This is a genomic window from Streptomyces sp. NBC_00258 (assembly GCF_036182465.1).
Taxonomy (GTDB): Bacteria; Actinomycetota; Actinomycetes; order Streptomycetales; family Streptomycetaceae; genus Streptomyces.
This window is the reverse complement of the sequence record NZ_CP108081.1, coordinates 1493989-1512484: the sequence shown is the minus strand read 5'-3', so window position 1 is coordinate 1512484 and position 18496 is coordinate 1493989. Positions and strand designations below refer to the sequence as shown.

At 69.6% G+C, this 18496-nt stretch carries 14 protein-coding genes and 1 pseudogene; 11 read left to right on the top strand and 4 right to left on the bottom strand.

What is annotated here, in order from left to right:
• Nucleotides 1-125 precede the first annotated feature (125 nt).
• The 3 genes and pseudogenes from OG718_RS07115 to OG718_RS07105 all read left to right on the top strand — a co-directional run.
• Nucleotides 126-544 (top strand): annotated as a pseudogene (locus OG718_RS07115) (ATP-binding cassette domain-containing protein); the annotation flags it as partial.
• A gap of 253 nt (nt 545-797) precedes the next feature.
• A complete protein-coding gene (locus tag OG718_RS07110; RefSeq protein WP_328843637.1) occupies nt 798-1256 on the top strand; it encodes an SRPBCC family protein in 459 nt (152 codons plus the stop codon).
• A 392-nt stretch (nt 1257-1648) separates the two neighbouring features.
• Nucleotides 1649-2707, top strand: a complete 1059-nt coding sequence (locus OG718_RS07105) for a WD40/YVTN/BNR-like repeat-containing protein (RefSeq protein WP_328843636.1) — start codon at nt 1649-1651, stop codon at nt 2705-2707.
• 145 nt (nt 2708-2852) lie between these two features.
• Here the strand turns inward: OG718_RS07105 and OG718_RS07100 are convergent, their stop codons facing one another.
• Complete coding sequence (locus tag OG718_RS07100) at nt 2853-4421, bottom strand: LamG domain-containing protein (RefSeq protein ID WP_328847702.1); 1569 nt, start codon at nt 4419-4421, stop codon at nt 2853-2855.
• A gap of 694 nt (nt 4422-5115) precedes the next feature.
• Between OG718_RS07100 and OG718_RS07095 the strand changes: the two genes are divergently transcribed.
• From OG718_RS07095 to OG718_RS07085, 3 genes are all read left to right on the top strand, one after another.
• Nucleotides 5116-5889: a metal-dependent hydrolase gene (locus tag OG718_RS07095; protein WP_328843635.1), complete on the top strand. Its 774-nt coding sequence runs from the start codon at nt 5116-5118 to the stop codon at nt 5887-5889.
• A complete protein-coding gene (locus OG718_RS07090; RefSeq protein ID WP_306935704.1) occupies nt 5886-6461 on the top strand; it encodes a helix-turn-helix domain-containing protein in 576 nt (191 codons plus the stop codon). Before OG718_RS07095 ends, OG718_RS07090 begins: the two co-directional genes overlap by 4 nt.
• A gap of 82 nt (nt 6462-6543) precedes the next feature.
• Nucleotides 6544-7605 (top strand): threonine aldolase family protein, encoded by a 1062-nt coding sequence (locus OG718_RS07085; RefSeq protein ID WP_328843634.1) that lies wholly within the window; start codon nt 6544-6546, stop codon nt 7603-7605.
• Between the two features lie 166 nt (nt 7606-7771).
• On the opposite strand, the gene pgm is transcribed toward OG718_RS07085, so the two are convergent.
• Complete coding sequence (pgm, locus tag OG718_RS07080; protein ID WP_143642682.1) at nt 7772-9412, bottom strand: phosphoglucomutase (alpha-D-glucose-1,6-bisphosphate-dependent); 1641 nt, start codon at nt 9410-9412, stop codon at nt 7772-7774.
• Nucleotides 9413-9680: 268 nt separating this feature from the next.
• On the opposite strand from pgm, the gene OG718_RS07075 reads away from it, so the two are divergent.
• From OG718_RS07075 to OG718_RS07065, 3 genes are all read left to right on the top strand, one after another.
• The gene (locus OG718_RS07075; RefSeq protein WP_443055328.1) at nt 9681-9878 is read left to right on the top strand and encodes a DUF3556 domain-containing protein; all 198 of its coding nucleotides are present in this window, start codon (nt 9681-9683) and stop codon (nt 9876-9878) included.
• Nucleotides 9879-9895: 17 nt separating this feature from the next.
• The gene (locus OG718_RS07070; protein ID WP_328843632.1) at nt 9896-11326 is read left to right on the top strand and encodes a phytoene desaturase family protein; all 1431 of its coding nucleotides are present in this window, start codon (nt 9896-9898) and stop codon (nt 11324-11326) included.
• Nucleotides 11327-11440: 114 nt separating this feature from the next.
• Nucleotides 11441-11983: a GNAT family N-acetyltransferase gene (locus OG718_RS07065; protein ID WP_328843631.1), complete on the top strand. Its 543-nt coding sequence runs from the start codon at nt 11441-11443 to the stop codon at nt 11981-11983.
• 126 nt (nt 11984-12109) lie between these two features.
• Here OG718_RS07065 and OG718_RS07060 read toward each other — a convergent pair whose 3' ends face one another.
• Nucleotides 12110-12514, bottom strand: coding sequence for a nuclear transport factor 2 family protein (locus OG718_RS07060; RefSeq protein ID WP_328843630.1), 405 nt, complete (start codon nt 12512-12514; stop codon nt 12110-12112).
• A gap of 96 nt (nt 12515-12610) precedes the next feature.
• Entirely contained in the window at nt 12611-13573 is a 963-nt protein-coding gene (locus OG718_RS07055; RefSeq protein WP_143642686.1) for a threonine ammonia-lyase, read from the bottom strand.
• Between the two features lie 285 nt (nt 13574-13858).
• On the opposite strand from OG718_RS07055, the gene OG718_RS07050 reads away from it, so the two are divergent.
• A complete protein-coding gene (locus OG718_RS07050; protein WP_443054931.1) occupies nt 13859-16708 on the top strand; it encodes a lectin in 2850 nt (949 codons plus the stop codon).
• Nucleotides 16709-16725: 17 nt separating this feature from the next.
• Nucleotides 16726-18483: a lectin gene (locus OG718_RS07045; protein ID WP_328843629.1), complete on the top strand. Its 1758-nt coding sequence runs from the start codon at nt 16726-16728 to the stop codon at nt 18481-18483.
• The last annotated feature ends 13 nt before the right edge of the window (nt 18484-18496 follow it).

Here is an 18496-nt window from a genome sequence, read left to right as displayed (position 1 = left end):
CCGTCTGTGCCCGGGTAGTCCCGACGTGGGCCGAAGGCCGACTGCCCGATCCTGGATCCGTCCCGATCGAGGGCATGGCCGAGATGGTCCCTCACTTTGCCTGGCCGGGGTGACACGACCGGCACGACGCACCAGTGTGGGAAGCAGTCGAGGAAGTCGGCATGCGCGAAGCCGTCGAAGACCGCCCCGCCGCCCTCGACACACTCCTCGCCCGCGAGATCTTCGGGGGAGCCGAACTGTCCAGCGGACAGTGGCAGCCCTCGCCTGCTCCAGGGCCCTGTACCGCCGCCCCCAGCTTCTGATCCTGGACGAGCCGACCTCACAGATGGACCCGAGGGGTGAGCCCGCAATCTTCGAAAGGATCAAGGCCACCGCCCTCGACCGCATCACGATCGTGGTCACGCACCGACTGGAGAACACCAAGATCGCCGACCGCATCGTAGTGATGGAACAGGGCCGCATCACGGAACAGGGCGTGTACGAGGACCTCGTACACGCCGGCGGCACCTTCGCCGAACTGCTCGCCCTCTCGCAGGACCGCTGAGGGATCCCTCGGTTGCCCGCTCAAGCCGAGGCGGGGCCTGCTCCCTCCTGCTCGTGGTTGTGTCGCTTGCCGCGCGAGATGCCCGGTGGTCCCGTAGGGTCGCGGTGCCGCCACGACAGGACGGGCGGTACGGCGCGGCCCTCGCGTTCCTTCGCGTGTGCGCGGGGCGGTTCCCACGCGGCATGGCGGTCCGGCGGACATCAGCCGAAGGGGGCGCGTCGGAGCGGAGCGGCTCGACCGATCAGGAGTGCCGATGTCAGGACAGTTCGAAGCGACGGTCGAGGTCGATCGGCCCGTTGAAGAGGTGTTCGCCTACCTCGCAGACGGACGCAACGACCCGCAGTTCAGCCCCCGGGTGCTCAAGATCGAGCGGATCCCCGACACCCCCACAGCCGAGGGCACCGTCTTCCGGAGCACCGTCAAGGACGCCGGGATGAAGACCGCCAGGGAGTTCCGCATCACCACCCTCGAAGCCCCGGTGAAGATCCGGTGGGCCGAGGTGACGAAGAACAGCGTGACGGCACGCGATGGCGGCTACGACCTGGAGTCGCTGGCGGACGGCAGGACCCGGGTCCGTATCTTCAACGTCCTGGAGGGCCACGGACTGGGCAAGCTCCTCGTCGGCCTGGCGCTCGCCGCCGCGCGCAAGGACGCCGACGGTTTCGGTTCCCGGATCAAGGCGGCAGCCGAGGCGGCGATCGATCCGCGCTGACTCCATTCGAACGGGCCCACCGGTCCTACGCGGATCCAGGCCCGTTCGCGGAGCGTCGGCGCCGACCGTGGAGCTTGGACGATCACCCAGTGCGCGCCGGCCGGGAACGGCTAGGAGTTGCCCAGACGACCACAAGCGCGCAGGCCGGACCGAGGCGTTGATCCGGCGCAGGCCCTCGGTCAGCTCGAAAGGTGGTCGACCTGCGCCCAGTTCCTGCCATCGCCCTGTCAGTACTGAATCGACAACTCGTTTGCCGAGGCCGCTGCGGGGATCCGTCATTGTGCGTATGTGCGCGGCGGTCTGCGGCGGTTAGCGTCCCTGGGATGGTCGTTACCATTTGTACGTTTCCGCTTCGTCTGTGCGCGTTGGTCGGGCTCGTGACCCTCTGGGCCGTGTCTGCCGCATCAACGGGGCCGGTCACCCCAGTCGCGTCCGGTCTGACGCCGTCGTGGCGTTTCACACCGACGGCGACCAATGACACGCTGATCGTGGTGGACGTCGTGGACCGCGACGTGGTGTGGGCCGCCGGTGGGGGATTCCAGGGCGCCACCGGCGACGGGAGTGTGGTGCGGTCCGTGGACGGGGGCAGGTCCTGGCGTAATGTCACCCCGCCCGGTGGGGCTGTCGACGAGTTCCGGGATGTGGAGGCGTTCGACCGGGATCATGCCCTCGTGCTGACGCTGTCGAGCGCCACCGAGCCGCCAAGGATCTATCGCACGGCGGACGGCGGAGCCTCCTGGCAACTCGTGTTCCGTGACCCGGATCCCGAGGCCTTCTACAGTTGCATGGCGTTCTTCGACGACCGCCGTGGACTTGCGGTGGGCGACCCGGCCGGTGGCCGATTCCCGATTCAGACCACTGCCGACGGGGGCCGAACCTGGCACCCGGCCCCGACCGGTTCGCTGCCTGTGGCACAGCCCGGTGACGGAGCCCTTGCGACCGGTACCTGCATGGCCGCGCAAGGACCTCGCGACGCGTGGTTCGCCACCACCGGAACCCGTAGTGAGCCCACCCGCAGCCCCCAGGTGTTCCACACACGGGACGGAGGCCGGACATGGAGTGTGGCCGACACACCGATCCCCGGCGCGACATCGGCGATCGCTTCGCTGTCCTTCCTCGATCGACGACGCGGTCTGGCGGTCGGCGGCAACTTCGCCCCTCCGCAGGGAGTCGATGTGGGAGCGGCGGCGCGCACCGTGGACGGCGGGGCGGCCTGGTTCGCAGGGCGGGCACCTGCCGGATTCCGTAACAGCGTGGCCTGGGTGCCGAGCCGGGCGGACACCGCCGTCGCGGTGGGCCCCGGCGGCAGCGATGTGAGTACCAATGGCGGACGGACCTGGGAGCAGTTCGACCACACGCTGCTACTCGGCGTCAATTGTGCGCCACACGCGGGGTGTTGGGCTGTTGGTGAGAACGGCTTGGCTGCCCGTCTTGTGCTCACGCACCATTGACACGCACTCACGCGAGGAGGATCTTCCGTGCCCCCTCGACCGGGCACGGGCGCTCGGGGTCGACGGCTCCTTCGCGCGAGCGGAGCAGGACGGCCCGCCGGAACCTGGGTTCGGGCGGGCCGCCGGGGAGGTCAGGAATCGGGGATCAGCACAGACAAGGATCCGTGCCCGAACCCAGGCCGCGGACGTCCCTGTCCCTCAGTGCACCGGAGTAGGCCTGCACCTCGTCCACGTCGCCATGCAGATACTCGCCCCAGCTGTCACCGGCCTTGGCCCGGCCGATCTGGAGGGCACCGGTGCTGTTCCAGCCGTTCGGCAGACTCGCGGTCGCCTCGGCGTTGGTGTACCCGTCGAGATAGAGCCTGATCGTGTCGGTCCCGTCGTCGTAGACCACGGCGAGGCGATGGCCCTGGCCCTCGCCTCCGTCGGCGCCCGCGATCTGGGACACCACCTTCTCCGGAGCTCCGGCCTCGTCCTTCTCGGGCATCACCAGTTGCCAGCGGTGCGTGGACGGCTCGTAGCGCACCCTGAAGGTGTCGGTGTTGGCGCCGGCCTGCGAGAGCACGGTCATCGGGTGGGCGGGCTCGGCATCCGCGAGGCGTACGACGACACCGAGAGTGAAACTGTCCCCGGTGTCCACGACAGGCCCGTCGGCAGCGGCGTACCCGTTCTCGCCGTCCAGCCGCAGATGCCCGTCGCCGACGAGTGGCGGCGGCACGTAGGTGCAGTCGGGGTCGAGGTCCGGGATGCAGGAACTGTCGGAACCCCGGTAGATCGACGAACCCGTGCCGAGCCGCAGCGGCACGCCGTCCGACTGCTCGGGACTCACGCCGTCCGCCGCGTTCTCCAGCGACCAGTGGCCGAGCAGCTTCGGCTTGCGGTAGGCCAGTTCGGCCACCTCGTCCGGCACCACGACCCGGTCGTGAACCCGTACGTCACCGATGTCCCCCTGCCACCGGTCCCGATAGCCGGCCGCGCCGCGGGCGCGCCCGATCTGGAAAGCGCCGGCCGCCTCGGCGGGAGCCGCGTCCGCCGCCGTACCGACCTCGTGGCCGTTGACGTACAGCCGCGCCTTTGCGGTCTCGGCGTCATACAGACCCAGCACATGGGCCCATTCGCCGGTCTCGGGGGCGCCGCCGGACACCCGCGCGCCGCCGATCGCGAACGACCAGGCGGCACCGGAGTCCTGACGGCGCAGCCCGAGTCCGAAGCCTGGAGCCCCGTTGGCGTCCTGGCTGGCGACGGTCATGTTCCGGTCGGTTTCGGCGGGCCGTACCCACGCGCTCACCGCGAAGGTCTTGCGGATGTCGGTCGCCGGGGCGTCCGGGGTGAGAAAGCCGTGTCCGCTGCCGTCGAGACCGACCGTGGCGGAGGCTTCGGTGCCCGCGGGGACCGGGCCGCCGAAGGTCACGCCGGTGCCGGCACGGGCGGCGGTGCCGGTCTCGGCAGCGGCTGAGCGCGAGCCCGCCGGGTCGTCCAGTTTCCAGCGGGCGACGGGAGCACGGCCGGCCTTCACGTTGAAGTCGTACCGGGACTCGCCGCTGCTTCGGCCCGACCGGTCGATCGCGCGGACCGTCAGCGCCTTGGGCCCCGAGGTGAGCGGCAGGTACGGAATGGTCACGGCCGCGCCCGGACGCTCCGCGGAGACGGTTCCGTAAGGGCCGCCCAGGAAGCCGTACGTGTACGACACCACGTCGTCGGAGGGCGAGTCCATGGTGAAGTGGCCGTAGACGCCCACTCCGTCCACCCAGAACACGTCTTCGGGGTTGGGGTATTCGGGAGAGGTGATCGTTGCCTTCGCCGGGCTCACGTCGTCGTACACGAACGAGCAGACCGAGCCGTCGCCCTCGTCGCTCCACGCGGAGGTCGCCTTGCCGTCGTTCGCGCGGACGTGCCAGGAGACGACGGTGTTCGCCGGGATGTCGTCCGGCATCGTCCAGTAGTGGCGCGACCCCGACGACTGAGTGATGGTGGTCTTGCTGCGCCGCTGTTCCACTCCTGAGGCGTCCGTCCACCAGGCTTCGAACTCGCCGTTGACCGGGCTGAATTCGGAGGGCTGGTTGTCCTCCTCCGGGTCGTACAGCACCGCACTGAGCCTGGGTGGCGCCGAGACGTACGGTGTGTCGTCGCCGGCCGCGCAGGCCTTGCTTCCCGATTGGAGGTCCTGGACGAGCGGCTGCTTCGGCGGCAGGTTGTCCACCGCGTACGCGGTCCCGGTGGCCGTGACCAGCAGCGCCACCGCGCAGCTCCCCACGACCGTCCGTCTGCGTCTGCCTGTCCTTCTGAACCTGGTCAAGTGGCCCTCCCCTGTGAGCGTTTGAGGCTCGTGGATCACACGAGCGCCTGAAGCTAACAGAGGGCACTGACAGCACCGAAAGGGTTTCTCCAGCGTTCGGTATAGTGAACGTATGGTTCACTCAATCGAGGCCCTTGGGGTAGGCGCACAAGTCGGCGCCTACCTCGATGACACCTACCTGGAGCAGGTCGATACGCGGGTGATCGCGGTCGGTGAGAGGGACGGAACGCCATGGGCGGCCGTCGAGCACTGCCTGTTCCATCCGCAGGGCGGGGGTCAGCCCGCCGACCGGGGGTGGCTGGAGGACACGGAGATCATCCCGGTCCGGGACCGCGAGTCGGGACTGGTCGTGGCAACTGCACCCGAGGGCGGCAGCCTTCCGGCTCTCGCCGAGGGACAGAAGGTGCGGGCCCGGATCGACCTACGGACCCGGACAGCTCACGCCGCGCTGCACACGGCCGGGCACCTCGTCGAGGCGGTCGGGCGGATGCAGGGGTGGGAGATGGTCGGCAGTATCCACCGTCCCGGTCAGGCGCGGATCGAGTTCCAGGCACCCCGGACGGAGACGGACACACGGCTGACCGACCCGGAAGGGCGGGAAGAGGTGACTGCCGCGCTGCGCGCCGCGGTGGCAGTCGCGGTCGCCGACGATCTGCCGGTCTTCGCACGGTGCCTCGCCGACGGGCGGCGCGTGGTGCACCTGGACACGCTGCACGCCGCGCCCTGCGGGGGCACGCACGTACGCAGCCTCGGCGACCTGGCCGAAGTGGTGCTGCCGACGCTGAAGGTCAAGAAGGGCCGTATCCGCGTGTCCTACACCGCAACGCACGTGTCGTACGCCGCACCCCACATGTCGGGCACCGCAACACACAGGAGCCACGGATGACGCCCCCGCCGTCCGGCCGCCAGCCGGTGAGCAGTACCGCGGCCGCGGTCGGTGCGAAGATCCGGCTGCGTCGTCAGCAGCGTGGCATGAGCGCCGCGGAGATGGCCCGGCGCGCCGGGCTGAGCAAGGCCACGCTGTCGCAGCTGGAGGCCGGCAACGGCAACCCGACGATCGACACCCTGGACGCGATCGCCATCGCCCTGCGCATCCCGATCGCCGACCTGCTGGCGCGTGACGCCGACACCGGGCCGGTCTTCCGGCCGGCCACGGACGTCGAGCCCGGCGAGGTCTCCCGGGAACTGCTGCGCCGCATCAGCAGCGGCAACAGCCTGGAGATCTGGCGGCTGCGCATCCCGTCCGAGACGGAGCTGCCCGGCGTCCCGCACGCCACCGGCACGATCGAGCACCTGCTCATCGCCACCGGGCACGTGACCGCCGGCCCCGTCGACGCGCCGCAGGACCTGGGCCCCGGCGACATGCTCGCCTTCGCCGGGGACGCCCCGCACTTCTACCGCACCGGCGCCGAGGAAGTGGACATCACGGTCGTCTTCGCCTCACCCATCACCACCTGAGGTCTCGGCGCCTGAGACCAGGCAACGCCGTGGCACCTCAGTACCTCAGTACCTCAGTACCCCGGACCAAGGAAGCCCTCTCATGAGCACCACCATCGGCATCACCCCCTCCAGCCGTGCTTTCAGCAGCGACAACATGGCCGGGGCATCCCCGCAGATAGCCCAGGCCGTCGCCGACGCGGCCGCCGGACAGGTCCTGCCCTACGGCAATGACCCCTTCACCGACAGCGCCCGCCAGAGGCTCAGCGAGATCTTCGAGCGGGAGGTCGACGTCTTCCCGGTCTCCACCGGGTCCGCCGCCAACGGCCTGAGCCTGGCCGCCCTCACCCCGCCGTGGGGCAGCGTGCTCTCTCACCCCGACAGCCACATCAACACCGACGAATGCGGTGCTCCGGAGTTCTTCACCAACGGTGCCAAGCTCGTCGGCGTACCGGGCCCCGACAGCAGGATCGACCCCGAGGCACTGCGGGCGGCGGTGCGGCGCAGGGCCGGTGACGTACACAGCGTGCAGCCGTCCGCGGTGAGCATCAGCCAGGCCACCGAGAGCGGCAGCGTCTACACCCTGGAGGAGATCCGCCGCCTGTCCGCCATAGCCAAGGAGGCGGGACTGCGCGTCCACATGGACGGTGCGCGTTTCGCCAACGCCCTGGAGCATCTCGGCGCCACCCCGGCCGAGATGACGTGGAAGGCGGGCATCGACGTCCTGTCCTTCGGCGCCACCAAGAACGGCGCGATGACCGCCGACGCCATCGTCTCCTTCGACCCCGCACTCGCCGCCGAGCTCGCCTTCCGCGCCAAGCGCGCCGGTCAGCTCGCCTCCAAGATGCGCTTCCACACGGCCCAGATCGACGCGTACCTCACCGACGGACTGTGGCTGCACAACGCCCGCCAGGCCAACGCGATGGCCACCCGGCTCGGCGACGGGCTCAAGGCCATCCCCGACGCAGGCCTGCTGGCCACGCCGCAGGCCAACATCCTCTTCTGCCGCTTGCCCCAGGAGGTCACCGAAGGACTCCTCGCCGAGGGCTACGCCTTCTACCACGACCGCTGGGAACCGGGCATCGTCCGCTTCGTCACCGCCTTCTCCCACAGCGCCGAGGACATCGACCAACTCCTCGACGCGGTCCGCCGCCACACACGCTGACCGACGGTGAACTCCCCGCGTTCGACCCGGGGACGTGACCTGACGCACCGGACGGCACTACGGCGCCCCAGTGCCCACGGCATCGCGACGCGGGCTTCGCCAGTGGGGAGCGACCGATCGTGGCCCCGGCGGCGGCGATGAGCGCCGTCAAACGTTCTCGTCCACGTCAGGCGCTCAGTGCCGCGAGCACCACGGACCTGGCCTCCTCCTGGACCTGCCGCAGATGGTCCGGGCCCAGGAACGACTCCCCGTAGATCTTGTAGACGTCCTCGGTGCCCGAAGGGCGGGCCGCGAACCAGGCGTTGGCGGTCGCGACCTTGATGCCGCCGAGGGCGGCACCGTTGCCGGGGGCCTCGGTGAGTACGGCGGTGACCGGCTCGCCCGCGAGGGTGTCGGCCGTGACTTGGCGCGGGGACAACTTCGCGAGCAACGCCTTCTCCTCGCGGGAGGCCGGGGCGTCGATGCGCGCGTAGGCGGGGGCACCGAAGCGGTCGGTGAGCCCGGCGTAGTGCTGCGACGGGGTCTTGCCGGTGACCGCCGTGATCTCGGAGGCGAGCAGGGCCAGGATGATGCCGTCCTTGTCGGTGGTCCACACCGAGCCGTCCCGGCGCAGGAATGACGCGCCCGCCGACTCCTCGCCACCGAAGCCGAGCGTTCCGTCGGACAGTCCGTCCACGAACCACTTGAAGCCGACCGGGACTTCGACCAGCTGCCGGCCGACGTCCGCCGCAACCCGGTCGATCATGCTGGACGACACCAGGGTCTTGCCGATCCCGGCACCCGCGGGCCACTGCCCCCGGTGCGAGAACAGGTACGAAATCGCCACGGCCAGATAGTGGTTGGGGTTCATCAGGCCCCCGTCCGGCGTGACGATGCCGTGCCGGTCGGCGTCGGCGTCGTTGCCGGTGGCGATGTCGAACCGGTCGCGCTGCTCGATGAGCGAGGCCATGGCGTACGGCGAGGAGCAGTCCATGCGGATCTTGCCGTCCCAGTCCAGCGTCATGAAGCGCCAGGTGGGGTCGGCGAGCGGATTGACCACTGTCAGGTCGAGCCCGTGCTCTTCGGCGATCCGGCCCCAGTAGGCGACGGAGGCGCCGCCCAGCGGATCGGCTCCGATGCGCACTCCGGCGGACCGGATCGCCTCCAGGTCCAGCACGTTCGGCAGGTCGGCCACATAGGTGCCGAGGAAGTCGTGGCGGCCGGTGCCGGGTGCGGCCAGAGCGCGTGTGTAGGGGATACGCCGTACGTCCTTCAGGCCGCCGGTGATGATCTCGTTGGCGCGGTCCTGGATCCAGGAGGTCGCCTCGGAACCGGCGGGGCCGCCGCTGGGAGGGTTGTACTTGAAGCCGCCGTCGGCGGGCGGGTTGTGCGAGGGGGTGACCACCACGCCGTCGGCGAGGCCGGACGTGCGGCTGCGGTTGTGCGTGAGGATGGCGTGCGAGACCGCGGGGGTGGGCGTGTAGCCGTCGGCCTGGTCGATGAGGACGGTCACGTCGTTGGCGGCGAACACCTCCAGTGCCGTGATCCGCGCGGGCTCGGACAGTGCGTGGGTGTCGGCGCCGAGGAAGAGGGGGCCGTCGGTGCCCTGGGCGGCGCGGTACTCGCAGATGGCCTGGCTGGTGGCCGCGATGTGGTCCTCGTTGAACGCCGCGGCGAGGGACGACCCGCGGTGTCCCGAGGTGCCGAACGCCACCCGCTGCCCGGGCTCGGCCGGGTCGGGGTGCAGTGCGTAGTACGCCGTGACCAGGCGGGCCACATCGATGAGGTCTTCGGGCCCGGCGACCTGCCCCGCTCGCGCGTTCTGCATGTGCCCGCTCCTCCGTAAGAGTCGACCGTTGGGTACGGCCCTCATTCTCCCCTGCCCCGCCCGCCGTGACGCGCACCGGGCTGCGGTGGCGGCACGCGTCCTGTGGGTGCGACGACTCAGGTCGGTGAGTGAAGGGACACCGACGTGAGGCCCCGAGGCCCAATGGCCGCCCGCCGCCGTGTTGTTCGACGCGCTGGGCGCGCCTACGAGAAGCCGTTCGCGCATGCCCTGGCGGTTCAGAGGCGGCTGAACCTCTCCCCCGGGTGAGCTGATTGTGGTCCGGGTCGAGTCCCAGCCCGTGCACAGGGAGACTCAGGGGCACAGGGGCATCCACGCGTCCCTCGGTGTGGTCGAGATCGGGACGTGGAAGGTGTCGGACTGTGTCGAGCAGCAACCGTCGTTGCCCGACCGGCCGATCCCGGTCGACGTGGATCGGCCGAACCCGGATACGTCCCTCATCCGATGAAAGCGCAGGGCTGATCAATGGTCACCGCAGTGATTGTCGGCAGCGGACCCAACGGGCTCGCGGCGGCGGTCAGGCTCGCCCAGGAGGGTGTCGACGTCACGGTGCTGGAAGGCAGTGACCGGCCGGGAGGGGGGACCCGTACCTCGGAACTGACCCTTCCCGGCCTGCTCCACGACGAATGTGCGGCGTTCCACCCCGTCGGCGTCGTCTCGCCTTTCCTGACGTCCCTCGGGCTGGGCCGCTTCGGCCTGAAATGGCGGTGGCCCGAGATCGACCTCGCGCACCCCCTCGACGACGGACGGGCGGTCCTGTTGACCCGGGACATGGAGCGCACCACGGCCTCGGTCGGGGTGGACGCGGACGCGTGGCGGCGGCTCTTCGCGCCGATCGCCGCGGACTTCGACAAGCTCGTCCACGAGGTCCTGCGGCCGATGGCGCACGTCCCCCGCCATCCGGTCGCCCTGATCCGGTTCGGAGCCAATGCGCTGCTCCCCGCCACCTGGACGGCACGCCGGTGGAAGGGCGACCCGGCACGGGCCGCGTTCATGGGTATCGCCGCCCACGCCTTCGGACGGCTCGACACCCCGCTCAGCGGCTCCGTCGGCCTGATGCTCACCGCTGCCGGCCACGCTGTCGGCTGGCCGGTCGCGGCCGGAGGAACGCAGTCGATCAGCACGGCGATGATCCGGCTGCTGGAAAGCCTCGGCGGTACCGTTCGCACGGGCGTCACCGTCACGAGCCTCGAACACGTACGGGAACTCACCGGGTCGGCACCCGACATCGTGATGCTCGATACCGCACCCGATGCCGCCGTACGCATCGTCGGCGGTCAACTGCCTGTCCGGGTACGTCGTGCCCTGACGCGCTATCGGTACGGGCCGGCCGTGCACAAGGTCGACTTCGCGATCGACGGCGACGTTCCCTGGACGAACGAGGACTGCCGCCGCGCGGGCGCGCTCCATCTCGGCGGGACCGCTGAGGAGGTCGTGGCCGTCGAAGGCGCAACGGCCCGGGGAACTATGCCGGTCCGGCCCTTCGTCCTGGTCGGCCAGCAGTACCTCGCCGATCCGTCCCGCTCCGCCGGCCCGAACAACCCGCTGTGGGCCTACGCCCACGTTCCGCACGGGTACGCCGGAGACGCGACCAAGGCGGTCGTCGACCAGATCGAACGGTTCGCGCCCGGGTTCCGCGACCGGATCGTCGCCACCCGGGCCCGGACGGCCACACAGACGGCGGCCTACAACCCGAACTACGTCGGCGGCGACATCAGCGCCGGAGCCAACACCGCACGGCAGATCGTCCTGCGGCCCCGGCTCGCGCTCAACCCCTACGCGCTCGACGTGCCAGGCGTGTACCTCTGCTCATCCGCCACTCCACCGGGCGGCGGCGTCCACGGTATGTGCGGAGCCAACGCGGCCGACGCGGCATTGTCCTGGCTACGCCGATAGGGCCTGCCCGGCGGGTCTTCACGGGCCCGCGACGCGTCTCCAGGCTCTGGGAGGAGCCGATGGAGTTGCCTCATCGGATTGCCGTCGCCGAGGCCGGTCGGATAAACATCTCGCATGCTTAGGGGTAGCAAGATCGCGCTCAGGGCCCGGCACGATGACGACATCCCGATCCTGCGGACCGAGCTCTACGACGACGTGGTCAACGGCTCGCGGGCCGAAGGCCGGCCGTGGCGGCCGATCACGCCCGGCTCGAAGGACTCGCGGCTCGTCGTGGACGACAAGGAGGAAGGGCGCGTCCCGTTCTCCGTGGTGGAGCTGGACGGTGGCACGCTGGTCGGCACCGCGACGCTGTGGGGCATCGACAACCACAACCGGTCCGCGCACATCGGTCTCGGGCTGCTGCCGTCCGCCCGCGGTAAGGGCTACGGCACCGACGTCGTCGCGGTGCTGTGCCACTACGGTTTCGTCGTGCGCGGCCTGCAGCGGCTGCAGATCGAGACGCTGTCGGACAACGCCGCGATGCTGCGCTCCGCCGAGCGCAACGGCTTCGTCCGCGAGGGCGTGCTGCACTCCTCGGCCTGGGTGCTGGGCGAGTTCCTGGATGAGGTGCTGCTCGGTCTCCTCGTCCGGGACTGGAAGCAGAACTCGCAGGGCTAGGCTGCTTCGTTCGTGCGGAGGCGCTCATAAGAACCGTGGTCTCCACGCGGGAGGCGACGTTCAGTTCGGCCATCTCCCGCAGCTAGCGCCAGAGGTCGCCAGAGGCTGGGCGAGCCCACCGGACGATCAGTCGTCGAAGTAGGCCTTGGCAACGGCGTAGCTGTCCTCGTAGAGGTGGTAGCGGGTGATCCGCCCGTCCCTGACCGTGGTGTGCAGGGCGAACGCGGTGTCGATGTCCCGGCCCGTCTTCTTCACCTCGGAGACCATGCGCCCGATGAGCACCACGTCGTCACCCTCGGCGATGACCTGGCGGAGGTCGAACTCCTTGGCCTGTACATGGGTCTCCAGCAGCTCGAAGAACGTCCGCATGCCCTCCGCCGAGTCGACCTCCGGCACCCACGGAATGCCCGGCGGGTGCGGGATCGAGAACGAGACCGAGTCGGCGAACAGGGCCGCAGCCTCCGCACTCTTCCCCTCGGCGAGCAGCGGGAACAAGCGTTGCACAGTGAGCGTCGGTGTCTCTGCTGTCATGTATGTCGACCTTACAGATCGGATAGGCGGCGCAAGCCCTTCCAGGTAGTCGGTACGAGCGTGAGACCAGAGCTTCCTGCGCCCGATCTCGGCGGCTCATGTGCGGACCCAGCGGTGGTACGCGTCCACGTCGACGTTGCTGCCGCAGATGATGGTGGCCACGTGGCGGCCGGCGAAGCGGTCACGGTCTTCCAGGACGGCCGCGATGCCGAGGGCCGCCGAGGGTTCGACGACCAGGCCCGCGCGCTCCAGGAGCATCCGCATGCCCGTGACGATGGACGCCTCGCGGACCAGGACGGCGTCGTCGGCCACCGTGAGGAGGTCGTCCAGGACCGCGGGGATGGGGTACCGGCCGGCGACGCCGTCGGCGATGGTGTCGGTCGAGTCGGTGGTGACGACCCGTCGCTGGTGCCAGGAGCGGGTCATCGCGGGTGCGCCGAGGGGCTGCACGCAGATCACCTCGACTTCTGGTGACAGGGTCTTCAGGACGTAGCCGACTCCGGTGGCCATCGCGCCGCCGCCCAGGGCGATCAGGACAGCGTCGAAGGACGGCTCCCCGTCGGCCAGTTCCAGGCCGATGGTCGCCGCGCCCTCGCAGGTCTCGATGTCGAGGCTGTCCTCGACCAGCCGGATGCCGCGCCGTTGCGCGATGGCCACGGCCCGTTCGCGGGCCATCTCGAAGTCACCGTCGACCAGCTCCAACTCCGCACCCAGCGCGTGGATCCGATCGAGCTTGGCAGCGGGCGCCCTGCGTGAAGCCACGACCGTCACGTCGAGGCCACGGCGGCGACCGGACCAACCGAGAGCCTGGCCGAGGTTGCCGGCGCTGGCGCACACCGCGGCTGTGCCGCCCTGATCGTTCAGCAGGCCGGCGACGAGCTCGGTTCCGCGGGCCTTGAAGCTGCGTACCGGGTTCGCCGTTTCCAGCTTGATACTCACCGTGCAGCCAAGCTCGCGTCCCAACGCGTCGCACTGGTACAGCGGAGTATCGAGGAAGATCGGGTCGATGTCCCGGCGGGCCGCGCGGATCCGGGCAAGATCGAGACGCGTGGTGAGCATGACCGGCAACGTACCCCTCTGTGGCGTCGCGGCGGAGACCAACAGCCCTACGCTGCCCATGACTTTGCACGTTGCGCTCGGCGCGGGTCTTTGTCCCGTGCGTGGAAAAAGTATCGAGATCTTGAGTGAAATGGGTTACGGAGCTCGACAAAGCTCGCTAACTTCCTTGAAATGAACCGGTCATAGAGCCGCAACCGGTCATGACGGCGCGACGGCGCGCGCCTGTGCACTGCTTGGCAGCCCGACGAGGGCTGCCGTCATCCCACCCCACTTTGGGAGACCTCTGTGCGCAACAAACCGCTCAGACACAGACGTATTCGTTACCTGCTGACCGCCGTGGCCTGCGCCTTCGGCTGTCTGCTGCCCATGCCCCAGGCCGCCGCCCATCAGGCGGATCCGGCCGCCGGGCCCAAGGCGGCCGCCGTCGAGTACCAGCAGGTCACACTCGCCAAGGGCGTGGCCGAGACGGGCGAGCCCATGACCCTGGCGGTGCTGCCGGACCGCTCGGTCCTGCACACCTCACGCGACGGCACCGTCCGGCTCACGAACGCCGCGGGGACCACCGCCGTCGCGGGCAAGCTGGACGTCTACAGCCACGACGAGGAAGGCCTGCAAGGCGTCGCCGTGGACCCCGGCTTCGCGTCCAACCGGTCCGTCTACCTCTACTACGCCCCCAAGCTCAGCACTCCGGCCGGTGACGCCCCGGCCGACGGCACGGCCTCCGACTTCGCCCCCTTCGACGGGGTCAACCGGCTGTCCCGGTTCGTGCTGAAGACCGACGGCACCCTGGATCTCGGCAGCGAGAAGAAGATCCTCGACGTGCCGGCCTCCCGCGGCATCTGCTGCCACGTGGGCGGTGACATCGACTTCGACGCGGCCGGAAACCTGTACCTGTCCACCGGAGACGACACCAACCCGTTCGCCTCGGACAGCTACACCCCGATCGACGAGCGCGCCACCCGCAACCCCGCCTTCGACGCCCAGCGTTCCTCGGCCAACACCAACGACCTGCGCGGCAAGGTTCTGCGGATCAAGGTCAACGCCGACGGGTCGTACGCGATCCCGAGCGGCAACCTCTTCGCCCCCGGCACCGCGAAGACCCGTCCCGAGATCTACGCGATGGGCTTCCGCAACCCCTTCCGCATGAGCGTCGACAAGCCCACGGGCATCGTCTACCTCGGCGACTACGGACCCGACGCCGGCACCGCCAGCCCCACCCGCGGACCCGGCGGGCAGGTGGAGTTCAACCGGATCACCAAGGCCGGCAACTACGGCTGGCCGTACTGCACCGGCGACAACGACGCCTACATCGACTACAACTTCGCGACCGGCGCCTCCGGGTCCGCATTCAACTGCGCGGCGCCCACGAACAGTTCACCGAACAACACCGGCCTCATCGCCCTGCCTCCCGTCCAGCCCGCCTGGATCCCCTACGACGGCGGATCCGTACCGGAGTTCGGCAACGGCTCGGAGTCGCCGATGGGCGGCCAGGTCTACCGCTACGACGCCGCCTCCACCTCCGAGGTGAAGTTCCCGCAGGAGTACGACGGCGACTACTTCGCCGGGGAGTTCGGCCGTCGCTGGATCAAGCGCATCGAGTCGGGCACCGACGGAACCGTGCAGTCCATCAACGCCTTCCCCTGGAGCGGCACCCAGGTGATGGACATGGCCTTCGGCCCCGACGGAGCCCTGTACGTCCTCGACTACGGCACCGGCTACTTCAGCGGCGACGAGAACTCCGCCCTGTACCGCATCGAGCACGTCACCGACGGGCTCGCCCCGACCGCACAGGCGAAGGCCGACGTCACCTCGGGCAAGGCGCCCCTGGCGGTCTCGTTCTCCTCGGCCGGCAGCACCGACCCGGACGGCGGCGCCCTGAGCTACGCCTGGACCTTCGGCGACGGCGCCACCTCCACCGCCGCCAACCCCTCCCACACGTACGCGACCAACGGCCACTACACGGCCACGCTGAAGGTCACGGACACCACCGGCAAGTCCGCGACGGCCTCCGTGCAGATCACGGTGGGGAACACCGCGCCCACGGTGAAGCTCGACCTGCCCGCGGACGGAAGCATCTACGACTTCGGTGACGCCATCCCGTTCAAGGTGACGGTGACCGATCCCGAGGACGGCACGATCGACTGCTCCAAGGTGAAGGTCACCTTCATCGTCGGGCACGACAGCCACGGCCATCCGCAGACCTCGACCACCGGATGCACCGGCACGCTGCAGACGCTGGCCGACGGCGAGCACGACCCCAACGCCAACATCTTCGGCGTGATCGACGCCGAGTACACCGACAAGGGCGCCGGCGGCCAGCCCGCGCTGACCACGCACGACCAGCACGTCGCACAGCCCAGCCACCGGCAGGGCGAGCACTACGGCGCCTCCGCCGGCGTCGACGTCATCTCCCACGGTCCCGCGCACGGCGGGAAGACCGTCGGCAACATCGAGAACGGCGACTGGATCTCCTTCCAGCCGTACGCCCTCGGCAACGCGACGCAGTTCACCGCACGGGTCTCCTCCGAGGGCGCGGGCGGCACCATCGAGGTCCGCGCCGGATCCACGACCGGCACCCTGCTCGGCACGGCGACCGTGCCGGTGACCGGCGGATGGGAGACCTTCCAGGACGTGACGGCCGGCCTGAGCAACCAGCCCACCGGCTCCACCTCCCTCCACCTCGTCTTCAAGGGCGGCAGCGGAGCGCTCTTCGACGTGGACGAGTTCTCCTTCACCACCTCGGGCGGCAGCACCCGCTCCGGTGAGGTGAAGGGCGTGAACGGCAAGTGCCTGGACGTGGACAACGCTCAGACGGCCGACGGTACGAAGGTGCAGATCTGGACGTGCAACGGGTCCGGGGCGCAGAGGTGGTCGGTCTCCGGTGACGGCACGCTGCGGGCATTGGGCAAGTGCCTGGACGTGTCCGACGCGGGCACCGCGGACGGTACGAGGATCCAGCTCTGGACCTGCAACGGTTCGGGGGCGCAGACCTGGGCGGCCCAGTCGGACGGCACGGTCCACAATCCGCAGTCCGGCAAGTGCCTGGATGCCTCGGGCGGTACCTGGAACGACGGAACAGCGGTCCATCTGTGGACCTGCCACGCCAACGCCAACCAGAAATGGACCCTGCCGTAGGAGGGAGGAGACCGACCATGCGTACCTACTTGAAAGCGGCCCTCGGCCTGTTCGTGGGCGCCGCGCTCTGTCTGACCCCGCAGGCCGCGGCACTGCCCGCGGCGGTGAGCCAGTCCGTCACCGCTGAAACACGACCACTCACGGCGGCGGATCCCGCGTACAAGATCCTCGTCTTCTCCAAGACGGCGGGCTTCCGCCATTCCTCGATCGAGAAGGGCATCGAGACGCTGCGCGGCCTGGGTACCGCGAACAACTTCACCGTGGACGCGACCGAGGACGCGGGGACCTTCACGACCGGCAACCTCGCCCAGTACAAGAGCGTCGTCTTCCTGTCGACGACGGGTGACGTACTGAACGCCGCCCAGCAGACGGTCTTCGAGCAGTACATCCAGGGTGGCGGAGGATACGTCGGCATCCATGCCGCCGCCGACACCGAGTACGACTGGCCCTTCTACGAGGGCCTGGCCGGTGCGCTGTTCCACTCGCATCCGGCCATCCAGTCCGCCACGGTCGAGGTGGAGGACCGGGCGCACGACGCCACCGCCCATCTCGGCAGCACCTGGCAGCGCACCGACGAGTGGTACAACTACCGCACCAACCCGCGCAGCACAGCCCGTGTCCTGGCCTCGCTCGACGAGTCCAGCTACTCGGGCGGGAACATGTCCGGCGACCACCCGATCGCCTGGTGCAAGGACTACCAGGGCGGCCGGGCCTTCTACACCGGCGGCGGGCACACCGACGAGTCGTACGCCGAGCCCGCCTTCCGGCGCCACATCCTCGGCGGCATCCGCTGGGCCGCCGGAATGACCGACGCCGACTGCCGCCCGGAAACCGGCTACACACCGCTGTTCGACGGCTCGTCCACCAGCGGCTGGAAGCAGGCCGGGCCGGGGCAGTTCAGCCTCGCGGACGGCACCCTCACCTCCGTGGGCGGGATGGGGCTGTTCTGGTACAACGCCCAGGAGTTCACCGGCGACTACTCCCTCAAGCTCGACTGGAGGATGGCCGGGGACGACAACTCCGGCGTCTTCATCGGCTTCCCGGCCTCCGACGACCCGTGGACGGCGGTGAACAACGGCTACGAGATACAGATCGACGCCACCGACGCCGCCGACCGCACCACGGGCTCCGTCTACGGCTTCAAGTCGGCGGACATCGCCGCACGGGACGCCTCCCTGAATCCGCCGGGGGAGTGGAACACCTACGAACTCCGGGTCACCGGTGAGCGGTTGGAGATCTTCCTCAACGGCCGAAAGATCAACGACTTCACCAACACCGACCCCGTACGCAGTCTGCGACAGGGGCACATCGGCATCCAGAACCACGGCGACGGCGACGACGTGTCGTTCCGCAACATCCGCGTCAAGCACGACGGCGGCCAGGAGCCCGGCCCCCGCTCGGGTGAGGTGAAGGGTGTGAACGGCAAGTGCCTGGACGTGGACAACGCTCAGACGGCCGACGGTACGAAGGTGCAGATCTGGACGTGCAACGGGTCCGGGGCGCAGAGGTGGTCGGTCTCCGGTGACGGCACGCTGCGGGCATTGGGCAAGTGCCTGGACGTGTCCGACGCGGGCACCGCGGACGGTACGAGGATCCAGCTCTGGACCTGCAACGGTTCGGGGGCGCAGACCTGGGCGGCCCAGTCGGACGGCACGGTCCACAATCCGCAGTCCGGCAAGTGCCTGGATGCCTCGGGCGGTACCTGGAACGACGGAACAGCGGTCCATCTGTGGACCTGCCACGCCAACGCCAACCAGAAATGGACCCTGCCCTGACGAACCGACCGAC

Bases quoted from the DNA above. Each gene is read 5' to 3' on its own strand.
- OG718_RS07060 (WP_328843630.1), bottom strand. From the start codon at position 12,514: ATGACAGCAGAGACACCGACGCTCACTGTGCAACGCTTGTTCCCGCTG.
- pgm (WP_143642682.1), bottom strand. From the start codon at position 9,412: ATGCAGAACGCGCGAGCGGGGCAGGTCGCCGGGCCCGAAGACCTCATC.
- OG718_RS07100 (WP_328847702.1), bottom strand. From the start codon at position 4,421: ATGGACTCGCCCTCCGACGACGTGGTGTCGTACACGTACGGCTTCCTG.
- OG718_RS07095 (WP_328843635.1), top strand. From the start codon at position 5,116: ATGGTTCACTCAATCGAGGCCCTTGGGGTAGGCGCACAAGTCGGCGCC.
- OG718_RS07055 (WP_143642686.1), bottom strand. From the start codon at position 13,573: ATGCTCACCACGCGTCTCGATCTTGCCCGGATCCGCGCGGCCCGCCGG.
- OG718_RS07070 (WP_328843632.1), top strand. From the start codon at position 9,896: ATGGTCACCGCAGTGATTGTCGGCAGCGGACCCAACGGGCTCGCGGCG.
- OG718_RS07085 (WP_328843634.1), top strand. From the start codon at position 6,544: ATGAGCACCACCATCGGCATCACCCCCTCCAGCCGTGCTTTCAGCAGC.
- OG718_RS07065 (WP_328843631.1), top strand. From the start codon at position 11,441: ATGCTTAGGGGTAGCAAGATCGCGCTCAGGGCCCGGCACGATGACGAC.
- OG718_RS07110 (WP_328843637.1), top strand. From the start codon at position 798: ATGTCAGGACAGTTCGAAGCGACGGTCGAGGTCGATCGGCCCGTTGAA.
- OG718_RS07045 (WP_328843629.1), top strand. From the start codon at position 16,726: ATGCGTACCTACTTGAAAGCGGCCCTCGGCCTGTTCGTGGGCGCCGCG.
- OG718_RS07090 (WP_306935704.1), top strand. From the start codon at position 5,886: ATGACGCCCCCGCCGTCCGGCCGCCAGCCGGTGAGCAGTACCGCGGCC.